Here is a 24,677-nt window from a genome sequence, read left to right on the forward strand (position 1 = left end):
AAGATCGCTGCGTCCCTTCGGGCCGATCGCAGCCTGCGGCAGCGGCTACAGGGTTTTATGACCACTCGGCAATCTTCATCAAACTGTCACGTAACTGTGGCAGCGCGCTCGACCAAAGTTCATCAGACTCGCGCTCTACTGGGCTTCTGCGTTTCGGTGTTTCTTCATGTGGGCAAGATTTTTTTCAACGACTGTTTTCCTGGCCGCGCTGTTGCTCGGCCTGCCGTCTCAGGCGGCGTCTCGCTGCGATGTCAACGTACCGACCCAAAGGGTCGAACTGGAGCAGGTGAGCCTGGCCTACCAGAGTATCGGCCGTGCCTCCGATCCGGCCCTGCTGCTGGTGATGGGCCTGGGCGGGCAGCTGATCCACTGGCCGGACGAAGTGGTGATTGCCCTGTGCCAGCAGGGTTTTCGGGTGATCCGTTACGACAACCGCGACGTCGGCCTGTCCACCTGGCGCCAGGCGCCGGTCAGCGCCAACCTGACGTTCGAGGTGCTGCGCTACAAGCTCGGCCTGCCGGTGGCCGCGCCCTACAGCCTGACCGACATGGCCGACGACGCCCTGGGCCTGATGAATGCCCTGCAGGTCGAGCAGTTCCATGTCCTGGGCGCGAGCATGGGCGGGATGATCGCCCAGCACCTGGCGGCCATGGCGCCGCAGCGGGTCGAGAGCCTGACCCTGATCATGACCAGCTCCGGCGCCGAAGGCCTGCCGGCGCCCAATGCGGCGCTGGTGCAACTGTTGTCGCGGCGCGGCGCGCCGAACCGTGAGGTGGCGCTGGAGCAACAGGCCGACCTGCTGGCCGCCCTCGGCAGCCCGCAGGTCACCGACGATCGGCAGGCGCTGCTGCATCAGGCGGCGGAGGCCTATGACCGGGCCTTCAACCCGGAAGGGGTGAAGCGCCAGATCATGGCGATCCTCGCCGAACCGAGCCGGGTGGCCCTGCTCAACCAGCTGCGCGTGCCGACCCTGGTGGTGCATGGCACCGCCGATCCGTTGCTGCCGGTGATGCATGGCGTGCACCTGGCGGCGCATATCCAGGGCAGCCAATTGAAGCTGATTCCGGGCCTGGCCCATCGTTTCCAGGAAGCCTTCAAGGCGCCGTTGCTGGCGGCGGTGCTGCCGTACCTGCAACGCCATCGCGAAGACACTTCGCACTGGGCACAGATCGATCCGCTGCCCGCGCCGAATCTTCTTTGAGCTGATGCTCATGTAGGAGCGAAGCTTGCTCGCGATGAACGATAACGCGGTCTACTGGTGGACCGCGGCGTCTGAATCGCGAGCAAGCTTCGCTCCTACAGGCCGGTGGCGAGCTTGGCTTCTGTAGGAGCCAGGCTTGCCAGCGATGGAGGCAACGCGGTGAGTCTGAAATATCGCCATCGCGGGCAACAGGCTTTGGCGGATCAGCGAACGATCTTGTCGACCTGGATCCCGAGTTTCTTCAGGCGGTACCAGAAGCTGCGTTCGGAAATGCCGATCAGTTGCGCGGCGGCGGCCTGTACGCCGTTGCTCTGTTGCAGGGCGGCGAGGATGTAGGCCTTCTCCACTTCGGCCAGGGCCGCGTCCAGGTCGCTGGGCACGCTGAGGCTATCGCCGGGCAGGGCGCAGGCCCCGGCGTTCACGGGAGGTGAGCTGAACAGATAGCCCGGCAGGTCGCTTTCCTCGATCACCGCGCCCGCAGCGACTATGGTCGCGCGTTCGACGCAGTTCTGCAGTTCGCGGATATTGCCCGGCCAGGAATAATTGGCCATCGCCTGCAGGGCCTGCGGGCTGAAACCGGTGATGCGTTTACCGGCGGTGGCGCCCAGGGTGTGGGCGAAGTGCCGGGCCAGGGGCGCGATATCCTCGACCCGCTCGCGCAGGGCGGGCAGGGGGATCGGGAAGACATTGAGGCGGTAATACAGGTCTTCGCGAAACTCCTTGTTGGCCACCGCTTCCAGCAGGTTCTTGTTGGTGGCGGCGATCACTCGCACATCGACCTTGCGCTCGCGCGGGTCGCCCACCGGCTCGATCACCCGCTCCTGCAAGGCACGCAGGATCTTCGCCTGCAGGGCCAGGGGCATGTCGCCGACCTCATCGAGGAACAGCGTGCCCTTGTCCGCCTGCTGAAAGCGCCCGACCCGGTCGGCCACGGCGCCGGTGAAGGCGCCCTTGCGATGGCCGAACATTTCGCTTTCCAGCAGGCCTTCGGGGATCGCCGCGCAGTTGACCGCGACAAAGGGTTTGTTGGCGCGGTTGCCGTGCTGGTGGATGGCCCGGGCGACCATCTCCTTGCCGGTGCCGCTTTCGCCGGTCAGCAGGATGGTGGCGTTGCTTTCGCGCACCGAGTCCACCGCTTGCAGGACCTGGCGGAAGGTCGGGCTGTCGCCCACCAGGCTGTCGATCTGCCGGTGCTCGTCGAGCTCGGCGCGCATCCGCTGGTTGTCTTTGAGAATGTCGCGAAACTGCAGGGCCTTGCTGACGGTGATGTCCAGCTCGTCGATGTCGAAGGGCTTGGCGATGTAGTCGTAGGCGCCGTTGCGCATCGACTGCACGGCATTTTTCACCGTGCTGTAGGCGGTCATGACGATCACCGGGATCTGCGGGTAGCGTTGCTTGACCTCGGCCAGCAACTGCGGGCCGTCCATGCCGGGCATGCGCCAGTCGCTGATCACCAGGTCGATCTCTTCCTGCTCCAGTACCTTGAGCGCATGCAGGCCATTGCCGGCGGTGAACACCTGGATACCGTCCTGGCTCAGCGCCGAGGACAGCAGGTCGCAAAGCTTGGGCTCGTCGTCGACCACCAGCAGGTTATGCGTCATGGCTGGGCCTTTTGCTCGTCTTGATCATCTTCGTCGTCCTCACCTTTGGCCGGAATGTACAGGCTGAAGGTGGCGCCGGCATCTATTTCGCTGCTGCATTCGATGTGCCCGTCATGGTTTTCCATGATCGAGAACACCTTGGCCAGGCCCAGCCCGGTGCCCGAGGCCTTGGTGGTGACGAAGGGGGTGAAGATGCGTTCGAGCATGTCCGGCTCGATGCCTTGGCCGGTGTCGGCGACCCGCAGGATGGTGTGCTCGGCGTCTTGGGCGATGCCCAGGGTCAGGCGTCCGCCGGCGGGCATGGCGTCGATGGCGTTAAGGATCAGGTTCAGGCAGGCCTGCTTGAGCTGGCGGGCGTCGGCGTACAGGGTCGCGCCTGGCGCCTGGTCGTCGATCCGGGCGTCGATCTTGTGGCTGGCCAGTTCCGGCTCGCAGAAGCCGATCAGTTCCTCCACCAGCGGCCGCGCCAGCAGGGTCGAGCGGATCGGCGCGCTGGGTTTGGCGAAGTCGAGGAAATCGGTGATCAGGTCGTTGATCCGGCTGACTTCGCTGATCACGTATTCCAGGTGGCGCTTGTCGCCTTCGGGCAGGTCCGCCCGGCGGTGCAGCAATTGGGTGGCGGTCTTGATGATGCCCAAAGGGTTGCGGATTTCGTGGGCCAGGCCCATGGCCACTTCGCCCAGGGCGTGCAGGCGGTCGCGACGGCGCAACTGGGCTTCCAGGTGATGCAGTTCGCCCAGGCGTTCGCTCATATGGTTGAAGGTACTGCTCAGCTCCGCCAGCTCGTCGCCGCCAATCACCGGCACGCGTTGTCGGTAGTCGCCGGCAATCACCGCCTGGACCCCCTTGGACAAGCCGCGCAGGGGCATGGTCAGGCGTTTCGACACCAGCCAGCCGACGGCCAGCGACGCCGCCGAGCTGAGCAGGAAAATCAGGATGAACAGGTTGCTCTGGTTGACCAGCCCCACCAGGCTGCTGTGGCGCAGCAGGCCGCTGAAAATCACCCCCACCAGCTCGCCGCTGTCGTTGAAGATCGGCCGGTACAGCCCGCTGTAGCGGCTGGTGAACTGCTCGGTGGGTTGGCGAGTGTCGCGCAGGATGTTCTCGATCTTTTCCGGCACCTGGGTCGGGTGGTCTTCGAAACGCTGGGTGGCGAAGATCTCGGCGAAGTCGTTGGCCTTGGCCAGGTACAGGCGCAGGTCGAGGGAATGCACCTCGGCCACGCTGGTGAGGAAGCTGGCGTCCAGGTAGGTGGCGATCAGCAGCTGGTAGTCGATGCCGTCGAGGGTGGTCTGGAAGGTCGAGACCACGGCTCCCGTGGCCACGCCGCCGACCTGCAGGGTCTGCAGCACGGCGTTGTGGGCCAGGCTGATCTGCCCGACGATGTCGTCGGCGGCGGTGCTGAACACCACCTGCTGGTCGCGCTTGCGGATCAGCGCCACCACATCGATGCCCATGGAGTCGGCGATGTCGGCGGTGAGCTTGTCGTGCCTGGCCGCGTTGCGGTCGGTGGGCGGCTTGGTGTAACGCAGGAACAGCTGGGCGATGCGCGCGTTGTCGCGCAGGGTCTCGGTGATTTCGTCCTCGACGATCTTGGTCGACTCCTGCAGCCAGATGCGCACGTTGCTGTCGAAGATCTGCGACAGGGTAGTGGCCGCCAGCTCGGCGGCGATCATGGTGGGGATCACGCTGACCATCCAGAACGCCAGCACCAGCTTGCGCTGCAGGCTCCAGCGGGAGATGGCGAAAGGGCGAGGGGCGCGGCGGTCTTTTCTGGTCATGAACTTTCGCTTAGTGCAGCAGCCATGGCGGGGTCGGTGCGATCCGGCCGGAGAACATATTTCAGCCCTTTGAGCAGGGTGTCGAGCAGCGGGTTGCGATGCTGGAAAAACAGGCTGTTGCCGGTGAAGGTACAGCCCAGGCGCAGCTTGCTGGCATAACCGGCCTGGCCACATTCGTAGAGCGCGATCCGGTGCTGGATACAGTAGTCGACATTGGCCATCCAGCTGCGCAAATACAGGTTGTGCTCACGAGTGATATCCAGGTCGTGGGCGAAGAATTTGTCGATCAGTCGGTGCTCGTCCAGCAGCACCAGGTTGAAGGCCACCAGTTGGTCGTCGACCCAGTACAGCACGCAGGCGGCCCGTTCCCCCAACTGCTGGAGGATACCGGTGAAATAGGGCGCGGGTAAGCGTTCGAATTGCAGTTCGCTGCGCCGCAGGGTGGCTTCGTACAGGCGCATGACCTCGGGCAGCACATCGTCGATGTTGTGTCGCCATTCGATTCGCAGCCCGGGCGCGCGCAACTTGCGGCGCAGGTCCTTGCGCGTGGACTTGCCCAGGGTGCCGAGGTAGGTATCCAGCGAGCCGAAGGGCACCGGCAGCAGGGCGCTGGGCAGGCTGGGCATGGCTTGCAGGCCGAACGCCTGGCAGCTGGCGGCCCATTGCCGATCCTGGCTGGCGGCATCCTTGACCGCCAGCAGGCCAATGCCCTGGGCGTCGGCATCGCGCCGGGCCAGGTGCAGCAGTTGCTCCAGCAGGGCCTGGCGGCGCACCGCGGGAATATGGCTGGCGGTGCCGGCGTGGCACTGTTCGGCCACCGGCGAACCGATGGCGTACAGGCGCAGTTGCAGCAGCCCCGGCCACCAGCGTTGCAGGCGTTCGCTCAGGCGCTTGGCCGGGCCCGAGACGGTGGTGTCCAGGCGATAGCAGGTGGTGAAGGCCGGAGCGACGGCCACCAGCTTCGAATCTTCGAACACTGCCAGGTAGCGCCAGCTGAAGCCCTCGATGCCGGCGTTCTGTACCGCCAGGTAATAATCCCAATCTTCCAGGGCGCCGGGAAAACAGTCGTTCCAGGCGCTGCGGTCGATGGCCTGGATGCTCGAAAAGACTTGGCTGGTGATCACGTGCGGTCCTTGAGTCAGGCGAACTGGCGCAGGTCGTCGTACGCCACGGGCCGCGGGCCAGCCTGCTTTTCGATGAAGTCCGCGCTCAACTCCACCACCCGGCGGTACTGCAGGTCGACGGTGATCATGTGGTAGCAGTTGTCCAGCAGCACCTTGACCACCGGGCCGCCGAGCTTGCGCTCGACATAGTCGGCGTTCCAGCGGCTGGTGATGTCGTCCTCGATGGAGTGCAGCACCAGGGCCGGGGTGGTGATCGACGGCATGCGTTTTTTCACCACCGCGTTCATCCGGTGCAGCTCGCGCACGGTCACCCCTTCCATGGTCAGCAGGCCGGCACTGCTGCTTTCGCCGGCCTTCATCTGCCGCTCGACCACCGCCCGCAGGCGCTCGTTCTTGATGCCGTACGGCGGCTTCTCCTCGAAGCTGCAGATGTGCACGCCGAACGGAATCTTCATCAGCAGCGGGGTGAGGAACGCCAGCTTGTTGATGCTCCAGCCGTCGTACTTGAGGGTGGTCGAATACATCAGCAGGCCGCTGACCTGGCCGGGGTGTTCCGAGGCCAGGTACATGGACATGACGGCGCCCATCGACAGGCCGCCGACGAACACCTGCCGGTGGCGGCGACGGATGCCGACGAAGGTCCGGCGCACGCCCTCGTACCAGTCCTGCCAGCCAGTGGCCTGCAGGTCGGCGTTGTTGCCGCAGTGCCCGGCCAGGGTCGGCACGTACACCGTGCACCCCGCGTTGGCCAGGCCGACGGCCACCCGACGCAGTTCCGTCGGGGTGCCGGTGAGGCCGTGGATCAACAACACCGCGACCTCGCCACTGCCGAGCACGAACCCGGCATCGCCCTGGCCCAGGTCGATGCTTTCGTCCAGATCGATCGTTGCGCTCATCGCTTCATGGCCCGGTCCAGCAGACGGTCGAGCAGGGCGATGCCGAGGTCGATCTCCGCGTAGCTGATTTCCAGCGAGGGGGCCAGGGTGATGACGTTCTTGTAGTAGCCGCCCACATCGAGAATCAGCCCCAGGCGCTGGCCGTTGATTTCGATGTCGCCCTTCATGCCTTCCTCGACTATGTAGTCCAGGGTCGCCTTGTCCGGGGTGAAACCGTCGCTGGTGCAGATCTCGCAGCGCAGCGCCAGGCCCAGGCCGTCGACGTCGCCGATGATCGGGTAGCGCTTCTGCAGGTCTTGCAATCCGGCCAGGAAGTACTTGCCCTTCTCCATGACCATGGCGCCGTAGTCGGTCTCGCTGGTCATCTTGAACATTTCCAGGCCCACCGCGGTGCCCAGCGGGTTGGAGGCGAAGGTCGAGTGGGTCGAACCCGGCGGGAACACCTTGGGGTTGATCAGTTCTTCGCGGGCCCAGATGCCGCCCAGGGGGTTGAGGCCGTTGGTCAGGGCCTTGCCGAAGACGATCACGTCCGGCTTGACGTCGAAGTGCTCGATCGACCACAGCTTGCCGGTGCGGTAGAAGCCCATCTGGATCTCGTCGACCACCATCAGGATGCCGTGCTGGTCGAGCACGTGCTTGAGCTCGCTGTAGAAGTTCATCGGCGGGATCACGTAGCCGCCGGTGCCCTGGATCGGCTCGACGTAGAAGGCGGCGTATTCGCTCTGGCCGACTTTCGGGTCCCACACGCCGTTGTATTCGGTCTCGAACAGTCGGGCGAACTGCTGCACGCAGTGGCTGCCGTACTCTTCCTTGGTCATGCCCTTGGGGCCGCGGAAGTGGTAGGGGAAGGGAATGAAGTTGGCGCGCTCGCCGAAGTGGCCGTAGCGGCGACGGTAGCGGTAGCTGGAGGTGATCGACGAGGCACCGAGGGTGCGGCCGTGGTAGCCGCCCTCGAAAGCGAACATCAGGCTCTTGCCGTTGGTGGCGTTGCGCACGACTTTCAGCGAGTCCTCGATGGACTGCGAGCCGCCGACGTTGAAGTGCACGCGGCCGTCGAGGCCGAATTTCTTCTTGGCATCGACCGCGATCATTTCCGAGAGCTCGATCTTGCCCTTGTGCAGATACTGGCTGGCGATCTGCGGCAGGCTGTCGATCTGTTGCTTGAGGGCGTTGTTCAGGCGCGGGTTGGCATAGCCGAAGTTCACCGCCGAGTACCACATCTGCAGGTCGAGGTAGGCCTGGTCGCTGGTGTCCCAGACGTAGGAGCCCTCGCAGCGGCTGAAGATCCGTGGCGGTTCGATGTAGTGGACGGTGTCGCCGTAGGAGCAGTACTTGGCTTCTTTTTCCAGAAGCACCTGGTCTTCTGCGGTAGCGATACGAATGTCAGACATGGTGGAAGAGTTCCTGAGTGTGTACGGAGTGTTCGGTGGTGTTGTCGAGGGTGAAGGTGCCGGCGTTGGCCGCGTCGTTGGGCAACAGCGCCAGCAGTGCCGGCAGTTCGGCGAAGGAGTCGAAGGTCGCGTGGGGAATGGCGTGGCGTTGGCAGTACTCGGACAGGCGGCCCTTGGCGAACACGAAGTCGGCGCTGGCGGCCACGCACATGTCGGACTGGCCGTCGCCGATCACCAGCACCCGCTTGCCCTTGGGCGTGGATTTGCATTTGCAGTTGCCGGACGCGGCGCGGCAGGCGTCGCTGGAATGCGGGAAGTCGATGCGCCAGCTGTGCTGGTCGACCTGGCGCAGGCGGTTGGCGAGGATCGGCAGCAGGCTCACGTAGTGGCGCGCGAGGATTCGCGCGATGCCTTGCTCGATGCCGTCGCTGACCACTTCCAGGGACGCGCCCAGGCCGATCACGTGATCGACGAAGTCGGGGAAGTCGGGATCGATCTCGACGCTGTCGAAGCAGGCCAGCAATTCGGCGGGCGAGGCCTTGACCAGCGCCAGTTGGCGGCTGAGGCATTCCCGGGAGCCGATATGGCCATCCAGCCATTGCTGCTCGATGTCTTCCCAGCTCGGGTCGGCGAAGCGTTGGAGGACGTTGTCGATCACGTCGGTGCGGGTGATGGTCCCGTCGAAGTCACACACGATATGCCAGTGCATCATCTGCAGTTACCTGTTGTAGAGGAGCGCACTTTGCGCATGCCAGGTACTGGAGCAGGGACTGTGCCAAGTGGCTCAAACCCAGGCGGGTTGGGCTTTGCGCGGGAACAAGGCGTTGGATGGGCGGGTTGGAGCTACAAATTTTGTAGCTCGCTACAAACAACATCAGTGCTTGCAGGGAGGGGGCACGGTGGTGATTGATGCGCGCATCTTCACTTAAGGAAACCCGCGCCATGTTCAGCTTCACACGCTCCGCCCTGCTCGCCGCCCTGCTGTCTCTGGGGGCTGTCTGCGGGGCTTTCGCCGAGGACGGGGGCCAGGATGGATTGAGCGGCGCGCTGGGCCTGGGCATCGGTTACCAGCCCCATGACCCCAGCGGCAGCCGGCATGACACCGTGCCCTTGCCCTATGTCGATCTGGAGTGGGGCGATGTCAGCCTCGACACCGACGACGGCCTGACCTGGGACGCCTTCAAGGCCAAGGGTTTCAGCGCCGGGCCCTATATCAACTACTTGCCGGGGCGCAACGCCAACGGCTCGCTGCGCGGCCTGCGGGATGTGCCGAACATGGCCGATGTCGGCGGCTACATCCAGTACGCGCCGGACGACTTCTGGCGCCTGTTCGCTTCCCTCGGCAGCGCGGTGGGCGCGGGCTCCGGCCAGGGCGGCCTGCTGGGCAAGGTCGGCGGCGAAATCGGTTATCCCCTGGGCCTGGGGATCATCGGCAGCAGCAACCTCACCGCGCATTTCGCCGACGCCCGGCAGACCCAGACCTTCTTTGGCATCAGCGACGCCGAAGCCCAGGCGACGGGCATCGGCCGCTACAGCGCCGGCGGCGGTCTGCAGAACCTGACCCTGACCCAGAACCTGCAGGTGCCCCTGGGCGGCAACTGGTCGTGGATGACCAGCGCCAGCTGGATTCACCTGACAGGCTCGGCGGCCGACAGCACCCTGGTGCGCGAGCGCGGCGAAGTGAACCAGGGCCAGGTCCAGACCGCCCTCAGCTACCAGTTCTGAGGCCGGCAAGGCCTTATCACCGGGCTTGCGGGGCGACGGCGTTTTCCAGGCCGTCATCGCGGGCCAGCCTCGCTCCTACAAAAGCGCGGCTGAATACCTCTGCCGGCATGCGCTGTTTCTGTAGGAGCGAGGCTTGCCCGCGATGCAGGCGTAGCCTGCCTTTTGTGCTGTATTTCTCTCCGGTTATCTGGATGATCTCGGGGTTTTTCGCGAGCAAGCTCGCTCCTACAGGGAGAGCCTGTGTCATTGCTGTCGCGAACCGTTTCGTTATTACGTCTGAGAAATTGGTCCACCCTTTGCACTGGCAGCCATGAACCCACTTTTCAGGAAGTTCTTCATGGCTCGTCCCGCTTATCGCCTGCTCGCCCATTCGCTGTGGGACATCGTCCCGATCCTGATGGCCCTGGCGCATTTTTCCTTCGTCCTGTGGCTGGTGCTGGCCTTTCACAGCCTGTCCTGGTGGGTGATCCTGCCGGCGGCGTCGTTGTATGCGCTCAGCCTGTCGTGGAGCATCAACAGCATTTCCCACAACCAGATCCACAACGCCTATTTCAGCCTGCCGTGGCTGAACCGCGGCTTCGATCTGCTGCTGTCGGTGACCATCGGTTTTTCCCAGACCCTGTACCGCGATATCCACAACCGCCATCACCGTGGCAACTCGGATCGGCCCGGGCCGGACGGCACCACGATCGACCCCCTGTCGATCTACCTGCATGGCCGCAACGGTCAGCCGGACAATGTCTGGGCCTACACCTTCCTGAGTTTTTTCCGCGACGACCCCAAGGCCATCTACCAGGAAATGCAGCGCAAGCGCCCGGCGGACGCCCGTTGGGTCAAGGTGGAAATCGGCGTGACGGTATTGGCCTACGTGGCGCTGGCGCTATACGACTGGCATGCGCTGCTGGTGCTGCTGCCGTTCTGGTACCTGGGACAGTCGCTGTCCTCGCTCAACGGCTACTACGAACACCTGGGCGGCAACCCGGACCTGCCGATTGCCTGGGGCGTGAGCTCCTACAGCTGGCTTTACAACCTGATCTGGATGAACAACGGCTACCACGCCGAACACCACTATCGGCCGAAGATGCACTGGACCCGGGTCAAGGCCTTCCACCGCGAGATCCGCGAACAGCAGCGGGCGGCGGGGGTGAAGGTGATTCCGCTGGCCCATGGCCTGGGCTTTCTGCTGAAACACCCCAAGCGCTGACACCCGCGCACCTGTAGCCGCTGCCGCAGGCTGCGATCGACCGGTACGGTCGTGGCGTTCTGAAGACCGCGAAAGGTTCGGCGGGAGATTGGGAACCAAGGCCCTGTGGGCCTTATCGCAGCCTCGCGGGCTCGGCAGCGGCTACAGGGGCGTTATGCGCCCCCATGTCCTAGGCTTCTTCGCCCTCGGCCAGCAGGGCGATCCCGCCGACGATCACCAGCACGCCGACCCAGTGCAGCAGGCTGATCTGCTCGCCCAGGCCCAGCCAGGAGCCGAGCAACACCACCACGAACACCAGCGAGCTCAGGGGGAAGGCCAGGGACAGGCTGCTGCGCCGCAGGATCAGCATCCACACGAAGAACGCGCCGATGTAGCAGGCAATCGCCAGCAGCACCCCCGGGTTGACCGCCACCGCGGCCAGCCATTGCAGGTTGAAATCCATCTGGCCCAGCTGGTCGCCGCCGACCTTGGTGGCGATCTGGCCGGCGCTTTCGAAGCCGATCAGCAGGGCCCAGAGCACCAGGGTGCCAAGGCGCCCGTGGAGCCAGCCGTGAGTCTGTGCAGTCATGAAATCTTTCCTTGTGAAGCGTTGAGGGGGCTCAGGTGCTGGCGACGCACACCAGCATCACGCCGAGGGTGATGACCAGGGTGCCCAGCCAGCGTCGGCGGCTGACGTGCTCGCCGAGAATCAGCTTGCCGGCCAGGACCACGCCGCAATAGGCCAGGGCCGCCGCCGGAAACAGCAGGCTCAGCGGCGCGCGGGACAGGGCTTCGAGCCAGACGAAAAACTCGATCACATAGGCGCCGATGCCGCACCACAGCAGCGGCGCGTTGAACACCTGGCCCCAGAAGGCATTCAGGCGAAAACCGCCTTCCAGCTCCGGCAGGCGGTCCAGGCCGAGCTTGAAACAGAGCTGGCCGATCACGTCCAGGACAATGGAAAACGCCACCAGCAAGATAACGGTCAGGGTCACGGGAACAGCTCCTCGAACAGCGCCATCAGGGCTTCGTTGGTGGTCGAATTGCGTAGCAGGTCGGCCGCGCTCCAGCGTTCGGCCGGCGGTTGGTCGGAGCGTGCTTCCCAGCGCTTGAAGGCGTTGCTGAAGGCCGGCGCGGCGAACTCGCCGCAGATGTCGATACCGAGGATGCGCTTGCCCGCCGCCAGGCTGCGCAGGGCCAGCAGCAGGTGGCTCAGGCGCATGCCGCCCTGGTCCCAGTTGGTCGCGGCGTCGGCACTGGCCAGCACGTCCTTGTCGATGGTGATCCAGATCGCCTGGGTGGGCAGGCTGGCGATCAACTGGTCGAGGAAGGCTGGCCAGTCGAGCCCGGCCAGGTTGCGCCAGTGCAGGTGGTTTTCCTGCTGCTGGTGCCCGGCGCCGTCGCCGACCCGGCCCCAGACCTTGGAGGGCGCGTGCTCCCAGGGAAACAGCTGCAGCTTGCCGTGGCGCAGCGCGCCGAGGTTGCCGCCGCGCAGCTGCGGGTTGTGCAGGTCGTCGCTGCACGGCCCGAGGGTGACGATGCGCTGGATGTGCGGCAGCTGCAGCGCCCGGTTGACCCAGGAACCGCAGTGGCGGCGCGGCGCGAAGCGCACCCAGTCGGGGTGGTTGTCGAAGTGGATCAGGCTGACCGGCTGTTGCAGGTCGGCGAGGAAGGCCGGGGTCAGGTGGTGGTAGTCACCGGAGCCGACAAAGAAGATTTCCGGCTGCGGGCCGCTGTGGGCGGGCCTTTGCCGCAGGCGTTCGGTGAAGTGGCGGTAGGTGCGTTCGGTGGACCAGAGCCGCAGTTTCGGGCCCAGGTCCAGCAGGTCCAGGCGTCGCGCCTGGCCGCTGCGCAGCCGGCGCTGGACAGGCTCCTGGGCGGTCAGGCTGTGGTCGAGATCGAGAATGTTCAAAGCAGGATTTACCCATGGCAGCGCCCCTCGGAAAAGCCTGCGTCACAGGTCGCGGACGCAGGCAGAGCGGGCTTTACAGGGTAAATGCAAGGGACGGGCCAGGGCGCTGAACGGCACCTGTAGCCGCTGCCGAGCCCGCGAGGCTGCGATCGCCCTCGCAGGGGGCGCAGAGGTCTTGAGATCGCTGAAGACCTTCGGCCTTATCGCCGCCTGCGGCAGCGGCTACAGGGGGGAGTCAGGCGTGGACGCGGACCCAGACGCTGACCAGCACGGTGGCGGCCATCAGCCAGGCCACCGCGGCCACTGCCAGGGAGGCTTCCAGGCGCAGGCGGTCGACCATCACGTAGAGGGTCGCCAGGTACACGAAGTAGGGAATGATCGACCACATGCCGAACAGGATTGTGGTCTTCAGGTCGTCGATGGAACGGCCCTTGCCGACGATGTAGTGGGCGATCAGGGCGAAGGTCGGGAACAGTGGCACCAGGCCGGCGATGTAGTAATTCCGGGTCTTGGCCAGGGCGGCGAGGATCACCACCACGGCGGCGCCCAGGCAGGCTTTGAGCAATAAATCCACGGTACTTCTCGCAGTCTGGTTAGTGGCTCAGGCCGTATTTCTTGACCTTGTCGAACAGCGTGGTCTTGGCCATGCCCAGTTCCTGGCTGGCCTGGGTCAGGTTGCCGCCGCTGCGTTGCAGGGCGTCGCCCAGCAGGTTGCGCTCGAAGGCCTCGACCGCCTCGGCAAAGCCCAGGCCCTGCGCGGCGTTGCCGCTGGACTTCTTGAACGCCGGCAGGCCCAGGGCAAAACGTTCGGCGACGTTGCGCAACTCGCGCACGTTGCCCGGCCAGTCGTGGCTCATCAGGTTCGACAGGGTCTGGTTGTCCAGCTCCGGTGCGGCGCGGTCGAAGCGCAGGGACGATTGCTGCAGGAAGTGTTCGAACAGCTGCAGGATGTCCTCGCGACGCTCGCGCAACGGTGGCAGCTCCAGGGTCACCACGTTCAGGCGGTAATACAGGTCGCTGCGGAACTGGTTGGCGCGCCCCAGTTCGTCGAGGTCGGACTTGGTCGCCGCGATCACCCGGCAATCCACCGCCACGCTCTGGTTCGAGCCCAGGCGCTCCAGGGTGCGCTCCTGCAACACCCGCAGCAGTTTGATCTGCAGGTTCATCGGCATGCTTTCCACTTCGTCGAGGAACAGCGTGCCTTCGTGGGCGTGCTCGATCTTGCCGATGCGCCGCTTGCCGGCGCCGGTGAAGGCGTTGGCCTCGTGGCCAAAGATCTCGCTTTCGAACAGGTTTTCCGGCAGGCCGCCGCAATTGAGGGCGACAAACTGGTGGGTGTGCCGGCGGCTGAAGTCATGCAGGCAGCGGGCGACCAGTTCCTTGCCGGTACCGGTCTCGCCTTCGATCAGCACGTTGGCCGAGGTGTCGGCGACGTTGGCGATCAGCTCCCGCAGATGCTGCATGGCCGGCGAGCGGCCGATGATCCGTCCTTCGAGGGAGTCGCGCTCGGCCAGCTGGCGGCGCAGCGACGACACTTCCCGGGCCAGCCCACGCTGCTCCAGGGCGCGGCGAGCAACGTCCACCAGGCGCTCGGGGGAGAAGGGCTTTTCCATGAAGTCATAGGCGCCTTTCTGCATCGCGCCGACGGCCATGGAGATATCGCCGTGGCCGGTGATCAGCACCACCGGCAGGCTGCGGTCACGGGCCTTGAGGCGGGTCAGCAGCTCCAGGCCGTCGATGCCCGGCAGGCGGATATCGCTGATGACGATCCCGGCGAAGTTGTCGCCGACCCGCTCCAGGGCTTCTTCGGCGCTGCCCACGCCGACGCAGGGAATGTCTTCCAGGGCCAGGGCCTGCTGGCAGCCGAGCAGGACATGGGGGTCGTCTTCGACGATCAGGACGGTAAGGTCGTTGTTCATAGCGGCTCGGCTTGTGTAGGGCTGACCAGGGGCAGGCTGAGGACGAAGGCGGTACCGCCGTCGGCCGGGTGCTCGACGCCCAGGTTGCCACCCGTGGCGGCGGCCAGGCTGGCGGACAGGGTCAGGCCGAGGCCCAGGCCCTGCTCGCCGGGTTTGGTGGTGAAGAAGGGTTCGAACAGATGCTTGCGCGCCTCGGCGTCGATGCCATGACCGTTGTCGCGTACCCGCAGGCGGTATTTGCCTTCGACGCTTTCGCCTTCCAGCCACAGCTCCGGTCGCGGCTGGGCCTGCATGGCGTCCAGGGCGTTGCCGATCAGGTTGACCAGGATCTGCTCCAGGCGGGTCTGGTCGATCCGCACCTGAACTTCGTTGAAGTCGCGGTGCAATTGCAGCGGCAGGTTTTCCAGGCGTGCGTTGAGCAACTGCAGGGCGGCGTCCACGGCCTTGCCGAGGCTGGCTTCGCCCTGGTCCTCGCCACGACGGGCGAAGGAACGCAGGCTGGCGGTGATGCGGCCCATGCGGTCGATCAGTTCGTTGATGGTCTTGAGGTTGGTGCTGGCGGTATCCAGGGCGCCGCGCTCGAGGAAACGCACGGTGTTGCCGGACAGGGTGCGCAGGGCGGCCAGCGGCTGGTTCAGTTCATGGGCGATGCTGGTGGACATCTGGCCGATGGCGGCGAGCTTGCCGGCCTGGACCAGTTCGTCCTGGGCGCGGCGCAGGGTTTCCTCGGCCTGGCGGCGCTCGCGGATCTGGCCCTTGAGCCGTTCGTTGCTGGCGCGCAGGTCGCTGGTGCGTTCGGCGATCCGCCGTTCCAGCTGGTTGTTGGCTTCCTGCAGGGCTTCGCGGGCGGCGAGGCGGGTGGCGATGACCTTGCGCCGCTCGTTCCAGGCAATCAGCAGGAAAGCCACCAGGGCGAAGGCCACGGCCACCAGGATGCCCTGGTTGATGGCTTCGCGGCGCAGGTCCTTGAGCGGGGTCAGCAGGGTGAAGTTCCAGGGTGTATCGCTCAGGGGCCGGGTCTGGGACAGGTAGCTGATTTCCTTGTCGTCGGACACCAGTTCGGTGTTGGCCGGGAAGGTCAGCTTCTCCACGCCTTCGGCCAGGCGTTCGCGGGCCAGCGGCTCCAGTTCGTTGAGGGTGAACCAGTAATACTGCAGGCTGCGCGCCAGGCGCTCCTTGGTGTCGTCGCTCAGCGGGCGTACCGACCGCAGCCGCCGGGCCGGGTCGCTGGAGAGGATGATGATGCCATTCTCGTCGCTGACGAAGCCTTCCAGGCGGGCGCGTTGCCAGCGTTCTTCCAGGGCCTCCAGGCGTACCTTGACCACCGCCACGCCGATGATCTTGCCCTGTTCTTCCAGGCCGTGGGCGAGGTAGTAGCCGGGTTCGCCGTTGGTACTGCCGATGCCGTAGAAGCGCCCAGGCTGGCCGCGCACGGCATTCTGGAAATAGGCCCGGAACGACAGGTCTTCACCCAGGTAGCTGTCGACGTCGCGCCAGTTGCTGGTGGCCAGCACGCGACCGGTGGTGTCCATCACGTAAATGGCCCGACTGCGGCTGCGCCGGTTCAGGCCTTCGAGGTAATTGTTGACGGTCTGCCGGTGCTCCGGCGTCGGGTCGTTGAGCAGCAGCGACACACTGGATTCGAGTTCCAGCAGGCTGGGCAGGTAGGTGTATTTGCTGATCTCGCTTTCGACCGCGCGGGCGTGCAGTTCCAGCTGGCGTTCGCCGTTCTCGCTGAGGCTGCGAATGCCGTAATGCTCGCTGATCCAGAAGCCGACGTAGCCCAGGCCGATCATCAGCGCGATGACCAGTGGCGGCAGGAACAGGTGGCGGATCAGACGGGGTTTCACGGCGAGTGATGGCGGCGCGGCGCGATAGAGAGTGGGGTCGCATTTCATCACAGATGCCTTGGGTCAACCACTGCACGATTCCTGTAGCCGCTGCCGCAGGCTGCGATAAGGTCCGCAGGACCTTCTTCGGATCCGAAGAGCACGTCTCCTTCGGAGCCGATCGCAGCCTGCGGCAGCGGCTACAGGCTGTGCTTTAGTGCTGCAGGATTTTCTCGAGGAAATGCTGCGCACGCTCGGAGCGGGCGTTGATGTCGCCGAAGAATTCCTCTTTCGGGCAGTCTTCGATGATTTTGCCGGCGTCCATGAAGATCACCCGGTCCGCAACCTTGCGGGCGAAGCCCATTTCGTGGGTCACGCACATCATGGTCATGCCTTCGTGAGCCAGTTGCACCATCACGTCCAGCACTTCGTTGACCATTTCCGGGTCGAGCGCGGAAGTCGGTTCGTCGAACAGCATGACGATCGGGTCCATCGCCAGCGCGCGGGCGATCGCCACACGCTGCTGCTGGCCGCCGGACAACTGGCCCGGGTGCTTATGGGCGTGGGCGGACAAGCCGACGCGTTCCAGCAACTGCAGGCCTTTCTTGGTGGCTTCTTCCTTGCTGCGGCCCAGCACCTTGATCTGCGCGATGGTCAGGTTTTCGGTGATGGTCAGGTGCGGGAACAGCTCGAAGTGCTGGAACACCATGCCCACGCGCGAGCGCAGTTTCGGCAGGTTGGTCTTCGGGTCGGCGATGGAGGTGCCGTCGACCACGATGTCACCTTTTTGGAACGGCTCGAGGGCGTTGACGCATTTGATCAGGGTGGATTTGCCGGAGCCGGACGGTCCGCACACCACGATCACTTCGCCTTTCTTGACCTCGGTGCTGCAATCGGTCAGCACCTGGAAGTCCCCATACCACTTGTTGATGTTCTTGATAGAGATCATACGGCAAACCTTTTTTGCAGACGCTTGACCAGCAGCGAGGCGGCAAAGCTGATTGTGAAATACACCAGACCGGCAACGATCAGGAACTCATTGGAGCGGCCGATGATGTCGCCGCTGGAGCGCGAAGCATTGAGGAAGTCCACCAGGCCCACGGTGTACACCAGCGAGGTGTCCTGGAACAGGATGATGCTCTGCTGCAGCAGCAGCGGGGTCATCTTGCGGAACGCCTGGGGCAGGATGATCAGGCGCATCATCTGGCCATAGCTCATGCCCAGTGCCTGGGCGGCGCCCATCTGGCCCTTGGGGATCGACTGCACGCCGGCGCGGACGATTTCGCAGAAGTACGCCGCTTCGAACATCATGAAGGCCACGATGCACGAGCCGAACGCGCCGATCGGGGTGTCTTCGCCGGTGATCCAGCGCAGCACGAAGGGGACCGCCAGGTAGAACCAGGTGATCACCAGCAGCAGCGGGATGGAGCGGAAGTAGTTGACGTAGACGCCGGCGATGTTCGACAGCAGCTTGCTGTGGGACAAGCGCATCAGCGCCAGGATGGTGCCGAGGACGATCCCGCCGACGACGCCCAGGGCCATCAGCTTGAGGGTCATCAGCATGCCGTTCCACAGGCCGGGAATGGCCGGGACGACGCCAGTGAAATCGAATTCCATTATTTGCCCCCCACGGAGATCAGGCCGGGCACTGCGACTTTCTTCTCGACCATGCGCATCAGCAGCATCAGGCTCATGTTCAGGGTGAAGTAGATCAGCGTGGCCAGGGTGAAGGCTTCAAACAGGTTGGCCGAGAATTCGGCGGTCTGCTTGGTCTGCGCCAGCAACTCCATCAGGCCGATCAGCGAGGCCACGGAGGAGTTCTTGAAGACGTTGAGGAATTCCGAGGTAAGCGGCGGAATGATGATCCGGTAGGCCTGGGGCAGCAGCACGTTCCAGTAGATCTGCGGCAGCTTGAAGCCCATGGCGCGGGCCGCGGATTCCTGGCCGCGTGGCAGCGCCTGGATACCGGTGCGCACCTGTTCGCAGACACGGGCGGCGGTGAACAGGCCCAGGCACACGACGACGCTCAGGTAGGCCGAAGTGGTCGGGTTGAGGTCCTGCTTGTACCAGTCCTGCAGGTTTTGCGGCAGCAGGTCCGGCACCAGGAAGTACCAGATGAACAGCTGAACCAGCAGCGGTACGTTACGGAAAATCTCCACGTAGACGGTGGCGATGCCCGACACCAGGCGGTTCGGCACGGTACGCATGACGCCCAGGATCGAGCCCAGCAGCAGTGCGACGATCCAGGCCACCACGGCGATGGCTATGGTCCAGCCCAGGCCCGCGATGTACCAGTCGAGATAGGTCTCGCTGCCCACGCCGGTGGACTTGAAGAACACGCCCCAGTCCCAGTTGTAATTCATTAGGGTCTCCCCTCTGATCGATCGATGTACAAGCACCCGCTTGGGGAAATCCGTTCCCGCCTGGATGACGCCCAGGCACACGCGATCGGCTCGACAACCACCGGTTCGAGTGTTTCCAAAAAAAGCCAGCAGGTAGTGACAGGCTCCTGAAAGGGCCGCGCCCTTTCAGGAGACAAGGTTAGTCAGGAATCAGGACTTTTTATCGTCAGCCGCTTTGTCGGTCGGGTTGGCGATCAGGGCCTTGAGCTCGTCGCTCATCGGGAACATCAGGTTCAGGCCTTTTGGTGGAATCGGCGACTGGAACCATTTGTCGTAGATCTTGTTGATCTCGCCCGACTTGTAGGTGGCGACGATGGCGTCGTCCACGGCCTTCTTGAACGGTGCGTCGCCCTTGCGGACCATGCAGCCGTAGATTTCGTAGGATTGCGCGGTACCGGTCACGGCCCAGTCGGTCGGTTTGCGGGCCTTGGCCATTTCACCGGCCAGCAGCGCGTCGTCCATCATGAAGGCGACGGCGCGGCCGCCTTCGAGCATGTTGAAGGACTCGCCATGGTCCTTGGCCGAGATCACGTTCATGCCCATCTGCTTGTCGGCGTTCATCGCCTTGAGGATGCGCTCGGACGTGGTGCCGGCGGTGGTCACGACGTTCTTGCCCTTCAGGTCGGCGAAGTCCTTGTAAGGCGAATCCTTCTTGGACAGCAGACGGGTGCCGATCTCGAAGATGCCGACGGAGAAGTCGACCTGCTGCTGACGCTCGACGTTGTTGGTGGTGGAACCGCACTCGACGTCCACGGTGCCGTTTTGCACCAGCGGGATACGGGTCTGCGAGGTAACCAGGTTGTATTTGACCTTGAGATCCGGCATGTCGAGGTCTTTCTTGATGGCTTCGACGATTTTCAGCTGGATGTCGTGGGAGTAGCCGACTGGAACGCCGGATGCATCCGCGATGTAGGAGAACGGAATGGAAGCGTCGCGATGTCCGAGGGTGATGGTGCCGGAGTCTTTGATTTTCTTCAGCGTGCCGGTGAGTTCGGCGGCGACCACTGGAGTGCTAATCAGAGCAGCAGCAATGGCTGCGCCCAACAGATGGGGAACGATGCGCATCAATATTTCCTCGACATTTGTTTTTTTTATGAAGCCAGTTCGACGGCTCTCTTATACAGCGAATGCCTTGACGGCTCCTGATGTGTGTTGGCCCATCAGGCATTCGTCGAAGAGTGTAGAGCATGAGTCGTGCCAGGCCAGCTGATCCGTATCAAGACCTTGATTTGAAAGGCTATTAAATATTTATGGCGGATATTGTCGGCGGTCTTTATCCGGTTATCCGAATTGACCCGAAAGTCGCGTTCGGAAAACCGAATGCCCAGCAGGGCCGGGCTCATTCCCGTAGGAGCGAGGCTTGCCCGCGATGGCATCACCGCGCTGATCCTGTTGCACCGCGTTGCGCGGATCGCGGGCAAGCCTCGCTCCTACAAAAGCTGCGGCCATGAAAAAGCCCCCGGGCCATGTGGCGCGGGGGCTTCTTTATAGGACGGGCGATCAGGCGGCCTCGATCTTCGCCCGGTTCTGCTCGACCTTCTGCAGGTAGTGCTGCAGTTTTTCCTGCTCTGCCGGGGTCGTGAACAGCCCCAGCTTGCTGCGGCGCCAGAGGATGTCCTGGGCATTGACCGCCCATTCTTCGCTGCACAGGTAATCGACTTCGCGGGTGTACAGGCCGCCACCCAGGTGCTCGCCCAGGTCGCTCAGGCTGCGTACGCCTTCCAGCAGGCGCCAGGTGCGGCTGCCGTAGCTGGTGGCCCAGCGGCGGGCGATTTCGCTGGGTACCCAGTCGAACTTCTGGCGAATCGCTTCGGCCAGTGCCTGCGGGGTGGTCATGTCTTCGCCGCCGGGCAGGGTCGAGTGGGCGGTCCAGCTCGGCTTGATGCCCTTGAAGAACGGTGTCAGCTGGGCCATGGCCGATTCGGCCAGCTTGCGGTAGGTGGTCAGCTTGCCGCCGAACACCGACAGCAGCGGCGCTTCGTCGGCATTGCCGGACAGCGCCAGGGTGTAGTCGCGGGTCACGGCCGACGGGTTGTCGGATTCGTCGTTGCACAGCGGGCGCACGCCGGAGTAGGTGTGCACGATGTCCTGGCGGCTCAGCTGCTTCTTGAAGTGGGCGTTGACCACTTTCAGGATGTAGTCGGTTTCGCCTTCGGTAATCGCTACCTTCGCCGGGTCACCGGTGTACTCGCGGTCGGTGGTGCCGATCAGGGTGAAGTGGTTCAGGTACGGAATGGTGAAGACGATGCGCTGGTCTTCGTTCTGCAGGATGTGCGCATGTTCGCCTTCGTACAGCTTCGGCACGATCAGGTGGCTGCCCTGGATCAGGCGGATGCCGTAAGGCGAATCCAGCTTCAGGTCGTCCTTGATGAACTTGGCGACCCATGGGCCGGCGGCGTTCACCAGGGCCTTGGCTTGAATCGAGAACAGGCTGCCGTCGGCGCGCTCCAGGTGCAGGTGCCACATGCCCTTGCTGCGGCGGGCGCTGATGCAGCGGGTCTGGGTGTGCACGTGGGCGCCTTTTTCGCGGGCGGCCATGGCGTTCAACACCACCAGGCGGGCGTCGTCGACCCAGCAGTCGGAGTATTCGAAGCCTTTGGTGATCTCGGCTTTCAACGGGCTGTCGGCGCCGAACTTGAGGCTCTTGGAGCCGGCGAGTTTTTCCCGCTTGCCCAAGTGGTCATAAAGGAACAGGCCGGCGCGGATCATCCACGCCGGACGCAGGTGCGGGCGGTGCGGCAGGACGAAACGCATGGGCTTGACGATATGCGGGGCCTTGGCCAGCAGCACTTCGCGTTCGGCCAGGGCTTCGCGCACCAGACGGAATTCGTAATGTTCGAGGTAGCGCAGGCCGCCGTGGATCAGCTTGCTGCTGGCCGAGGAGGTATGGCTGGCCAGGTCGTCTTTTTCGCAAAGGAACACGGACAGGCCACGCCCGGCGGCATCGGCGGCGATGCCGACACCATTGATCCCACCACCGATCACGGCAATGTCATAAATCTCGGCGAGAGGGGGCGCGGGCAAGGTGGAAGTGGGCATCGACTGGCCTCGTGTTCTTCTGGTATTTGAAATCGAACATTAATGTTCATTTGCGAAAATACTAGCGCAGAAACACGCCGACAGCCAGCGAGATTCGATTGAAAAAACTCATCGAAAGGCAGGGAAAGGAAAATTTACGAACATTGTCGGACGCGAGGTGTCCGCGGCTTGCGGAAGGGGGATCTGTAGCCGCTGCCGCAGGCTGCGATCGCGCCCGAAGGGGGCGCAGGATCTCCAGTTCGCTGAAGGCCTTCGGCCTTATCGCAGCCTGCGGCAGCGGCTACAGGGGAGGGATCAGACGACTTCCAGGCGAATCTTGTGCTGTTGCAGCAACTGGGTCAGCGCCGGAACCGGCTGCTGGTCGGTGACCAGGCAATCGATCAGGCTGATGGGGCCGAGCCGGATCATGGCATTGCGCCCGAACTTGCTGGAGTCGGCGGCCAGGATCACCTGCCGGGCATTGGCGATGATCGCTTGGGACACCCGCACTTCCTGGTAGTCGAAGTCCAGCAGGCTGCCGTCTTCGTCGATACCGCTGATGCCGACCAGGGCGAAGTCGACCTTGAACTGGTTGATAAAGTCGACGCTGGCCTGGCCGACCACACCGCCATCGCGACGCACGTTGCCGCCGGTCAGCAGCACGTCGAAGTCGTCCTTGGCGCTGAGCATGGAAGCCACGTGCAGGTTGTTGGTGATGATCTTCAGGTGGCTGTGATTGAGCAGCGCCCGGGCAATGGATTCGGTGGTGGTACCGATATTGATGAACAGCGAGGCGTGATCGGGGATCTGCGCGGCGATGGCTTCGCCGATGCGTTGTTTCTCATCGCGCATCTGGTCGGCGCGCATGGCGTAGGCGGTGTTTTCGACACTGGAGTCGTAGGCTGCGCCGCCATGGTAGCGACGCAACAGGTTCACTTCCGCCAGTTGGTTGATATCGCGGCGGATGGTTTGCGGTGTAACGACGAACAGCTGGGCCATTTCCTCGATGCTGACATAGCCGCGTTCGCGGACCAGCTCGAGGATTTGCTGCTGACGGGGAGGCAGATTCATGGGGCTTCCTTTGGGCTGCCATGCAAAATTTGCCCATGATGCCGCAGGAATCTACTCCCGACCAGTTACAACCCGATACGAATCCGCGACTTGGCTTATTCAGCGCCTTCGTGCGGTTCCCAGTCGCGGGTGCGGCTGACGGCTTTTTTCCAGCCGGCGTAGAGCTTTTCCTTCTCGGTTTCGGCCAGCTGTGGTTCGAACTCGCGCTCGATCACCGCCTTGCCGCGCAGCTCTTCCAGGCTGCCCCAGAAACCGCAGGCCAGGCCAGCCAGGTAGGCCGCGCCCAGGGCCGTGGTTTCGCGCATTTGCGGGCGCTCGACCTGGGTGCCGAGGATGTCGGCCTGGAACTGCATGAGGAAGTTGTTGGCCACCGCGCCGCCGTCCACGCGCAGGGCCTTGAGGCGCTCGCCGGAGTCCTGCTGCATGGCGTCGAGGACGTCGCGGGTCTGGTAGGCGATCGACTCCAGCGCGGCGCGGATGATGTGGTCCACGCGCACGCCACGGGTCAGGCCGAACAGCGCGCCACGGGCGTAGGGGTCCCAGTACGGAGCGCCCAGGCCGGTGAAGGCCGGGACCAGGTACACGCCGTTGCTGTCCTTGACCTTGCTGGCGAAATATTCGGTGTCGTGGGCGTCGTTGATGATCTTCAGTTCGTCCCGTAGCCACTGCACGGTGGAGCCGCCGTTGAACACCGCGCCTTCGAGGGCGTAAGCCACTTCGCCGCGAGGGCCGCAGGCGATGGTGGTGAGCATGCCGTGCTTGGACTTGACCGCCTTGTCGCCGGTGTTCATCAGCAGGAAGCAGCCAGTGCCGTAGGTGTTCTTCGCCTGGCCCGGCTCGACGCACATCTGGCCGAACAGCGCGGCCTGCTGGTCGCCGGCGATACCGCCGATGGCGATGCCGCTTTTAGTGCGGCCGTAGATTTCCGAGGACGACTTCACTTGCGGCAGCATTTCCCGCGGGATATCCAGCACTTCCAGCATTTTCGCATCCCACTCCAGGGTGTGGATGTTGAAGAGCATGGTGCGCGAGGCGTTGGTGTAGTCGGTGACGTGGGTCTTGCCGCCGGTGAATTTCCAGATCAGCCAGCTGTCGACGGTGCCGAACAGCAGTTCGCCGTTGCGCGCGCGTTCGCGGCTGCCTTCGACGTTGTCGAGGATCCACTTCAGTTTGGTGCCGGAGAAATACGGGTCGGTGACCAGGCCGGTGGTGTCGCGGATGTACTCTTCCAGGCCGTCACGCTTGAGCTGCTGGCAGATTTCGGTGCTGCGGCGGCACTGCCAGACGATGGCGTTGTAGATCGGCCGGCCAGTGGTCTTGTCCCAGACTACGGTGGTTTCACGCTGGTTGGTGATGCCGATGGCGGCGACCTGGTCATGGTGCAGGCCGGCTTGCGCCAGGGCCTCGACCATCACCGCGCTCTGGGTGGCGAAGATTTCCATCGGGTCGTGTTCGACCCAGCCGGCTTGCGGGTAATGCTGGACGAATTCGCGCTGGGCGGTGCACACAACGTTGGCGTCGCGATCGAAAATGATCGCGCGCGAGCTGGTCGTACCCTGATCGAGGGCAATGATGTAGTTCTTATTCTGAATGTCGGTCATGTCGATTGCCTTGGACAAAAATA

Annotated in this window: 23 protein-coding genes; 3 read left to right on the forward strand and 20 right to left on the reverse strand. The window is 63.9% G+C overall.

Annotated elements, in window-relative coordinates:
- Positions 1–166: 166 nt before the first annotated feature.
- Positions 167–1,201 carry an alpha/beta fold hydrolase gene (locus AC07PQ_RS18650; protein ID WP_493186139.1) on the forward strand — a complete coding sequence of 345 codons (1,035 nt, stop codon included), beginning with the start codon at positions 167–169 and terminating at the stop codon, positions 1,199–1,201.
- A gap of 203 nt (positions 1,202–1,404) precedes the next feature.
- Here the strand turns inward: AC07PQ_RS18650 and AC07PQ_RS18655 are convergent, their stop codons facing one another.
- Genes AC07PQ_RS18655 through AC07PQ_RS18680 form a run of 6 tightly spaced genes read right to left on the reverse strand, consistent with a single transcriptional unit; the run spans position 1,405 to position 8,706 of the window.
- The gene (locus tag AC07PQ_RS18655; RefSeq protein ID WP_007927158.1) at positions 1,405–2,802 is read right to left on the reverse strand and encodes a sigma-54-dependent transcriptional regulator; all 1,398 of its coding nucleotides are present in this window, start codon (positions 2,800–2,802) and stop codon (positions 1,405–1,407) included.
- Positions 2,799–4,583, reverse strand: coding sequence for a sensor histidine kinase (locus AC07PQ_RS18660; RefSeq protein ID WP_493186138.1), 1,785 nt, complete (start codon positions 4,581–4,583; stop codon positions 2,799–2,801). The genes AC07PQ_RS18655 and AC07PQ_RS18660 overlap by 4 nt, the downstream gene beginning before the upstream one ends.
- Positions 4,580–5,707 carry a GNAT family N-acetyltransferase gene (locus AC07PQ_RS18665; protein ID WP_493186137.1) on the reverse strand — a complete coding sequence of 376 codons (1,128 nt, stop codon included), beginning with the start codon at positions 5,705–5,707 and terminating at the stop codon, positions 4,580–4,582. Before AC07PQ_RS18665 ends, AC07PQ_RS18660 begins: the two co-directional genes overlap by 4 nt.
- Positions 5,708–5,721: 14 nt before the next feature.
- On the reverse strand, positions 5,722–6,603 hold the full coding sequence (locus AC07PQ_RS18670) for an alpha/beta hydrolase (RefSeq protein WP_493186136.1): 882 nt from the start codon (positions 6,601–6,603) through the stop codon (positions 5,722–5,724).
- Entirely contained in the window at positions 6,600–7,994 is a 1,395-nt protein-coding gene (locus AC07PQ_RS18675; protein ID WP_493186135.1) for an aspartate aminotransferase family protein, read from the reverse strand. Before AC07PQ_RS18675 ends, AC07PQ_RS18670 begins: the two co-directional genes overlap by 4 nt.
- Positions 7,987–8,706 (reverse strand): MtnX-like HAD-IB family phosphatase, encoded by a 720-nt coding sequence (locus AC07PQ_RS18680; protein ID WP_493186134.1) that lies wholly within the window; start codon positions 8,704–8,706, stop codon positions 7,987–7,989. Before AC07PQ_RS18680 ends, AC07PQ_RS18675 begins: the two co-directional genes overlap by 8 nt.
- 230 nt (positions 8,707–8,936) lie before the next feature.
- Here AC07PQ_RS18680 and AC07PQ_RS18685 point away from each other — a divergent pair, with 230 nt between their 5' ends.
- Positions 8,937–9,719, forward strand: coding sequence for a MipA/OmpV family protein (locus tag AC07PQ_RS18685; protein ID WP_007927151.1), 783 nt, complete (start codon positions 8,937–8,939; stop codon positions 9,717–9,719).
- A gap of 16 nt (positions 9,720–9,735) precedes the next feature.
- Here the strand turns inward: AC07PQ_RS18685 and AC07PQ_RS18690 are convergent, their stop codons facing one another.
- Positions 9,736–9,936 carry a hypothetical protein gene (locus AC07PQ_RS18690; RefSeq protein WP_492570779.1) on the reverse strand — a complete coding sequence of 67 codons (201 nt, stop codon included), beginning with the start codon at positions 9,934–9,936 and terminating at the stop codon, positions 9,736–9,738.
- A gap of 120 nt (positions 9,937–10,056) precedes the next feature.
- On the opposite strand from AC07PQ_RS18690, the gene AC07PQ_RS18695 reads away from it, so the two are divergent.
- Positions 10,057–10,923 carry a fatty acid desaturase family protein gene (locus AC07PQ_RS18695; protein ID WP_493186133.1) on the forward strand — a complete coding sequence of 289 codons (867 nt, stop codon included), beginning with the start codon at positions 10,057–10,059 and terminating at the stop codon, positions 10,921–10,923.
- 169 nt (positions 10,924–11,092) lie between these two features.
- Here AC07PQ_RS18695 and AC07PQ_RS18700 read toward each other — a convergent pair whose 3' ends face one another.
- The 13 genes from AC07PQ_RS18700 to glpK form a co-directional block, all read right to left on the reverse strand.
- Positions 11,093–11,491, reverse strand: a complete 399-nt coding sequence (locus AC07PQ_RS18700; RefSeq protein WP_007927148.1) for a DMT family transporter — start codon at positions 11,489–11,491, stop codon at positions 11,093–11,095.
- 31 nt (positions 11,492–11,522) lie between these two features.
- Complete coding sequence (locus AC07PQ_RS18705) at positions 11,523–11,897, reverse strand: DMT family transporter (protein ID WP_007927146.1); 375 nt, start codon at positions 11,895–11,897, stop codon at positions 11,523–11,525.
- Complete coding sequence (locus AC07PQ_RS18710) at positions 11,894–12,814, reverse strand: arginase family protein (RefSeq protein WP_493186132.1); 921 nt, start codon at positions 12,812–12,814, stop codon at positions 11,894–11,896. The genes AC07PQ_RS18705 and AC07PQ_RS18710 overlap by 4 nt, the downstream gene beginning before the upstream one ends.
- A gap of 235 nt (positions 12,815–13,049) precedes the next feature.
- Positions 13,050–13,379, reverse strand: a complete 330-nt coding sequence (locus tag AC07PQ_RS18715; protein WP_162136174.1) for a GlpM family protein — start codon at positions 13,377–13,379, stop codon at positions 13,050–13,052.
- A 28-nt stretch (positions 13,380–13,407) separates the two neighbouring features.
- Positions 13,408–14,733: a two-component response regulator AauR gene (gene aauR / locus AC07PQ_RS18720; protein ID WP_053262457.1), complete on the reverse strand. Its 1,326-nt coding sequence runs from the start codon at positions 14,731–14,733 to the stop codon at positions 13,408–13,410.
- Positions 14,730–16,631 (reverse strand): two-component sensor histidine kinase AauS, encoded by a 1,902-nt coding sequence (gene aauS / locus AC07PQ_RS18725; protein ID WP_007927142.1) that lies wholly within the window; start codon positions 16,629–16,631, stop codon positions 14,730–14,732. The genes aauR and aauS overlap by 4 nt, the downstream gene beginning before the upstream one ends.
- A gap of 145 nt (positions 16,632–16,776) precedes the next feature.
- Complete coding sequence (locus AC07PQ_RS18730) at positions 16,777–17,511, reverse strand: amino acid ABC transporter ATP-binding protein (protein WP_007927141.1); 735 nt, start codon at positions 17,509–17,511, stop codon at positions 16,777–16,779.
- Positions 17,508–18,179 (reverse strand): amino acid ABC transporter permease, encoded by a 672-nt coding sequence (locus tag AC07PQ_RS18735; protein ID WP_007927139.1) that lies wholly within the window; start codon positions 18,177–18,179, stop codon positions 17,508–17,510. The genes AC07PQ_RS18730 and AC07PQ_RS18735 overlap by 4 nt, the downstream gene beginning before the upstream one ends.
- Positions 18,179–18,925: an amino acid ABC transporter permease gene (locus tag AC07PQ_RS18740; RefSeq protein WP_007927137.1), complete on the reverse strand. Its 747-nt coding sequence runs from the start codon at positions 18,923–18,925 to the stop codon at positions 18,179–18,181. The genes AC07PQ_RS18735 and AC07PQ_RS18740 overlap by 1 nt, the downstream gene beginning before the upstream one ends.
- A 189-nt stretch (positions 18,926–19,114) precedes the next feature.
- Entirely contained in the window at positions 19,115–20,029 is a 915-nt protein-coding gene (locus AC07PQ_RS18745; protein ID WP_007927135.1) for a glutamate/aspartate ABC transporter substrate-binding protein, read from the reverse strand.
- Positions 20,030–20,464: 435 nt separating this feature from the next.
- On the reverse strand, positions 20,465–22,003 hold the full coding sequence (glpD, locus tag AC07PQ_RS18750) for a glycerol-3-phosphate dehydrogenase (protein ID WP_493186131.1): 1,539 nt from the start codon (positions 22,001–22,003) through the stop codon (positions 20,465–20,467).
- Between the two features lie 294 nt (positions 22,004–22,297).
- The gene (locus AC07PQ_RS18755; RefSeq protein WP_007922413.1) at positions 22,298–23,053 is read right to left on the reverse strand and encodes a DeoR/GlpR family transcriptional regulator; all 756 of its coding nucleotides are present in this window, start codon (positions 23,051–23,053) and stop codon (positions 22,298–22,300) included.
- A gap of 95 nt (positions 23,054–23,148) precedes the next feature.
- Positions 23,149–24,654, reverse strand: a complete 1,506-nt coding sequence (glpK, locus tag AC07PQ_RS18760) for a glycerol kinase GlpK (RefSeq protein WP_009045375.1) — start codon at positions 24,652–24,654, stop codon at positions 23,149–23,151.
- Between the last annotated feature and the right edge of the window lie 23 nt (positions 24,655–24,677).

It is taken from the genome of Pseudomonas sp. GW821-FHT09E12 (genome assembly GCF_059416085.1).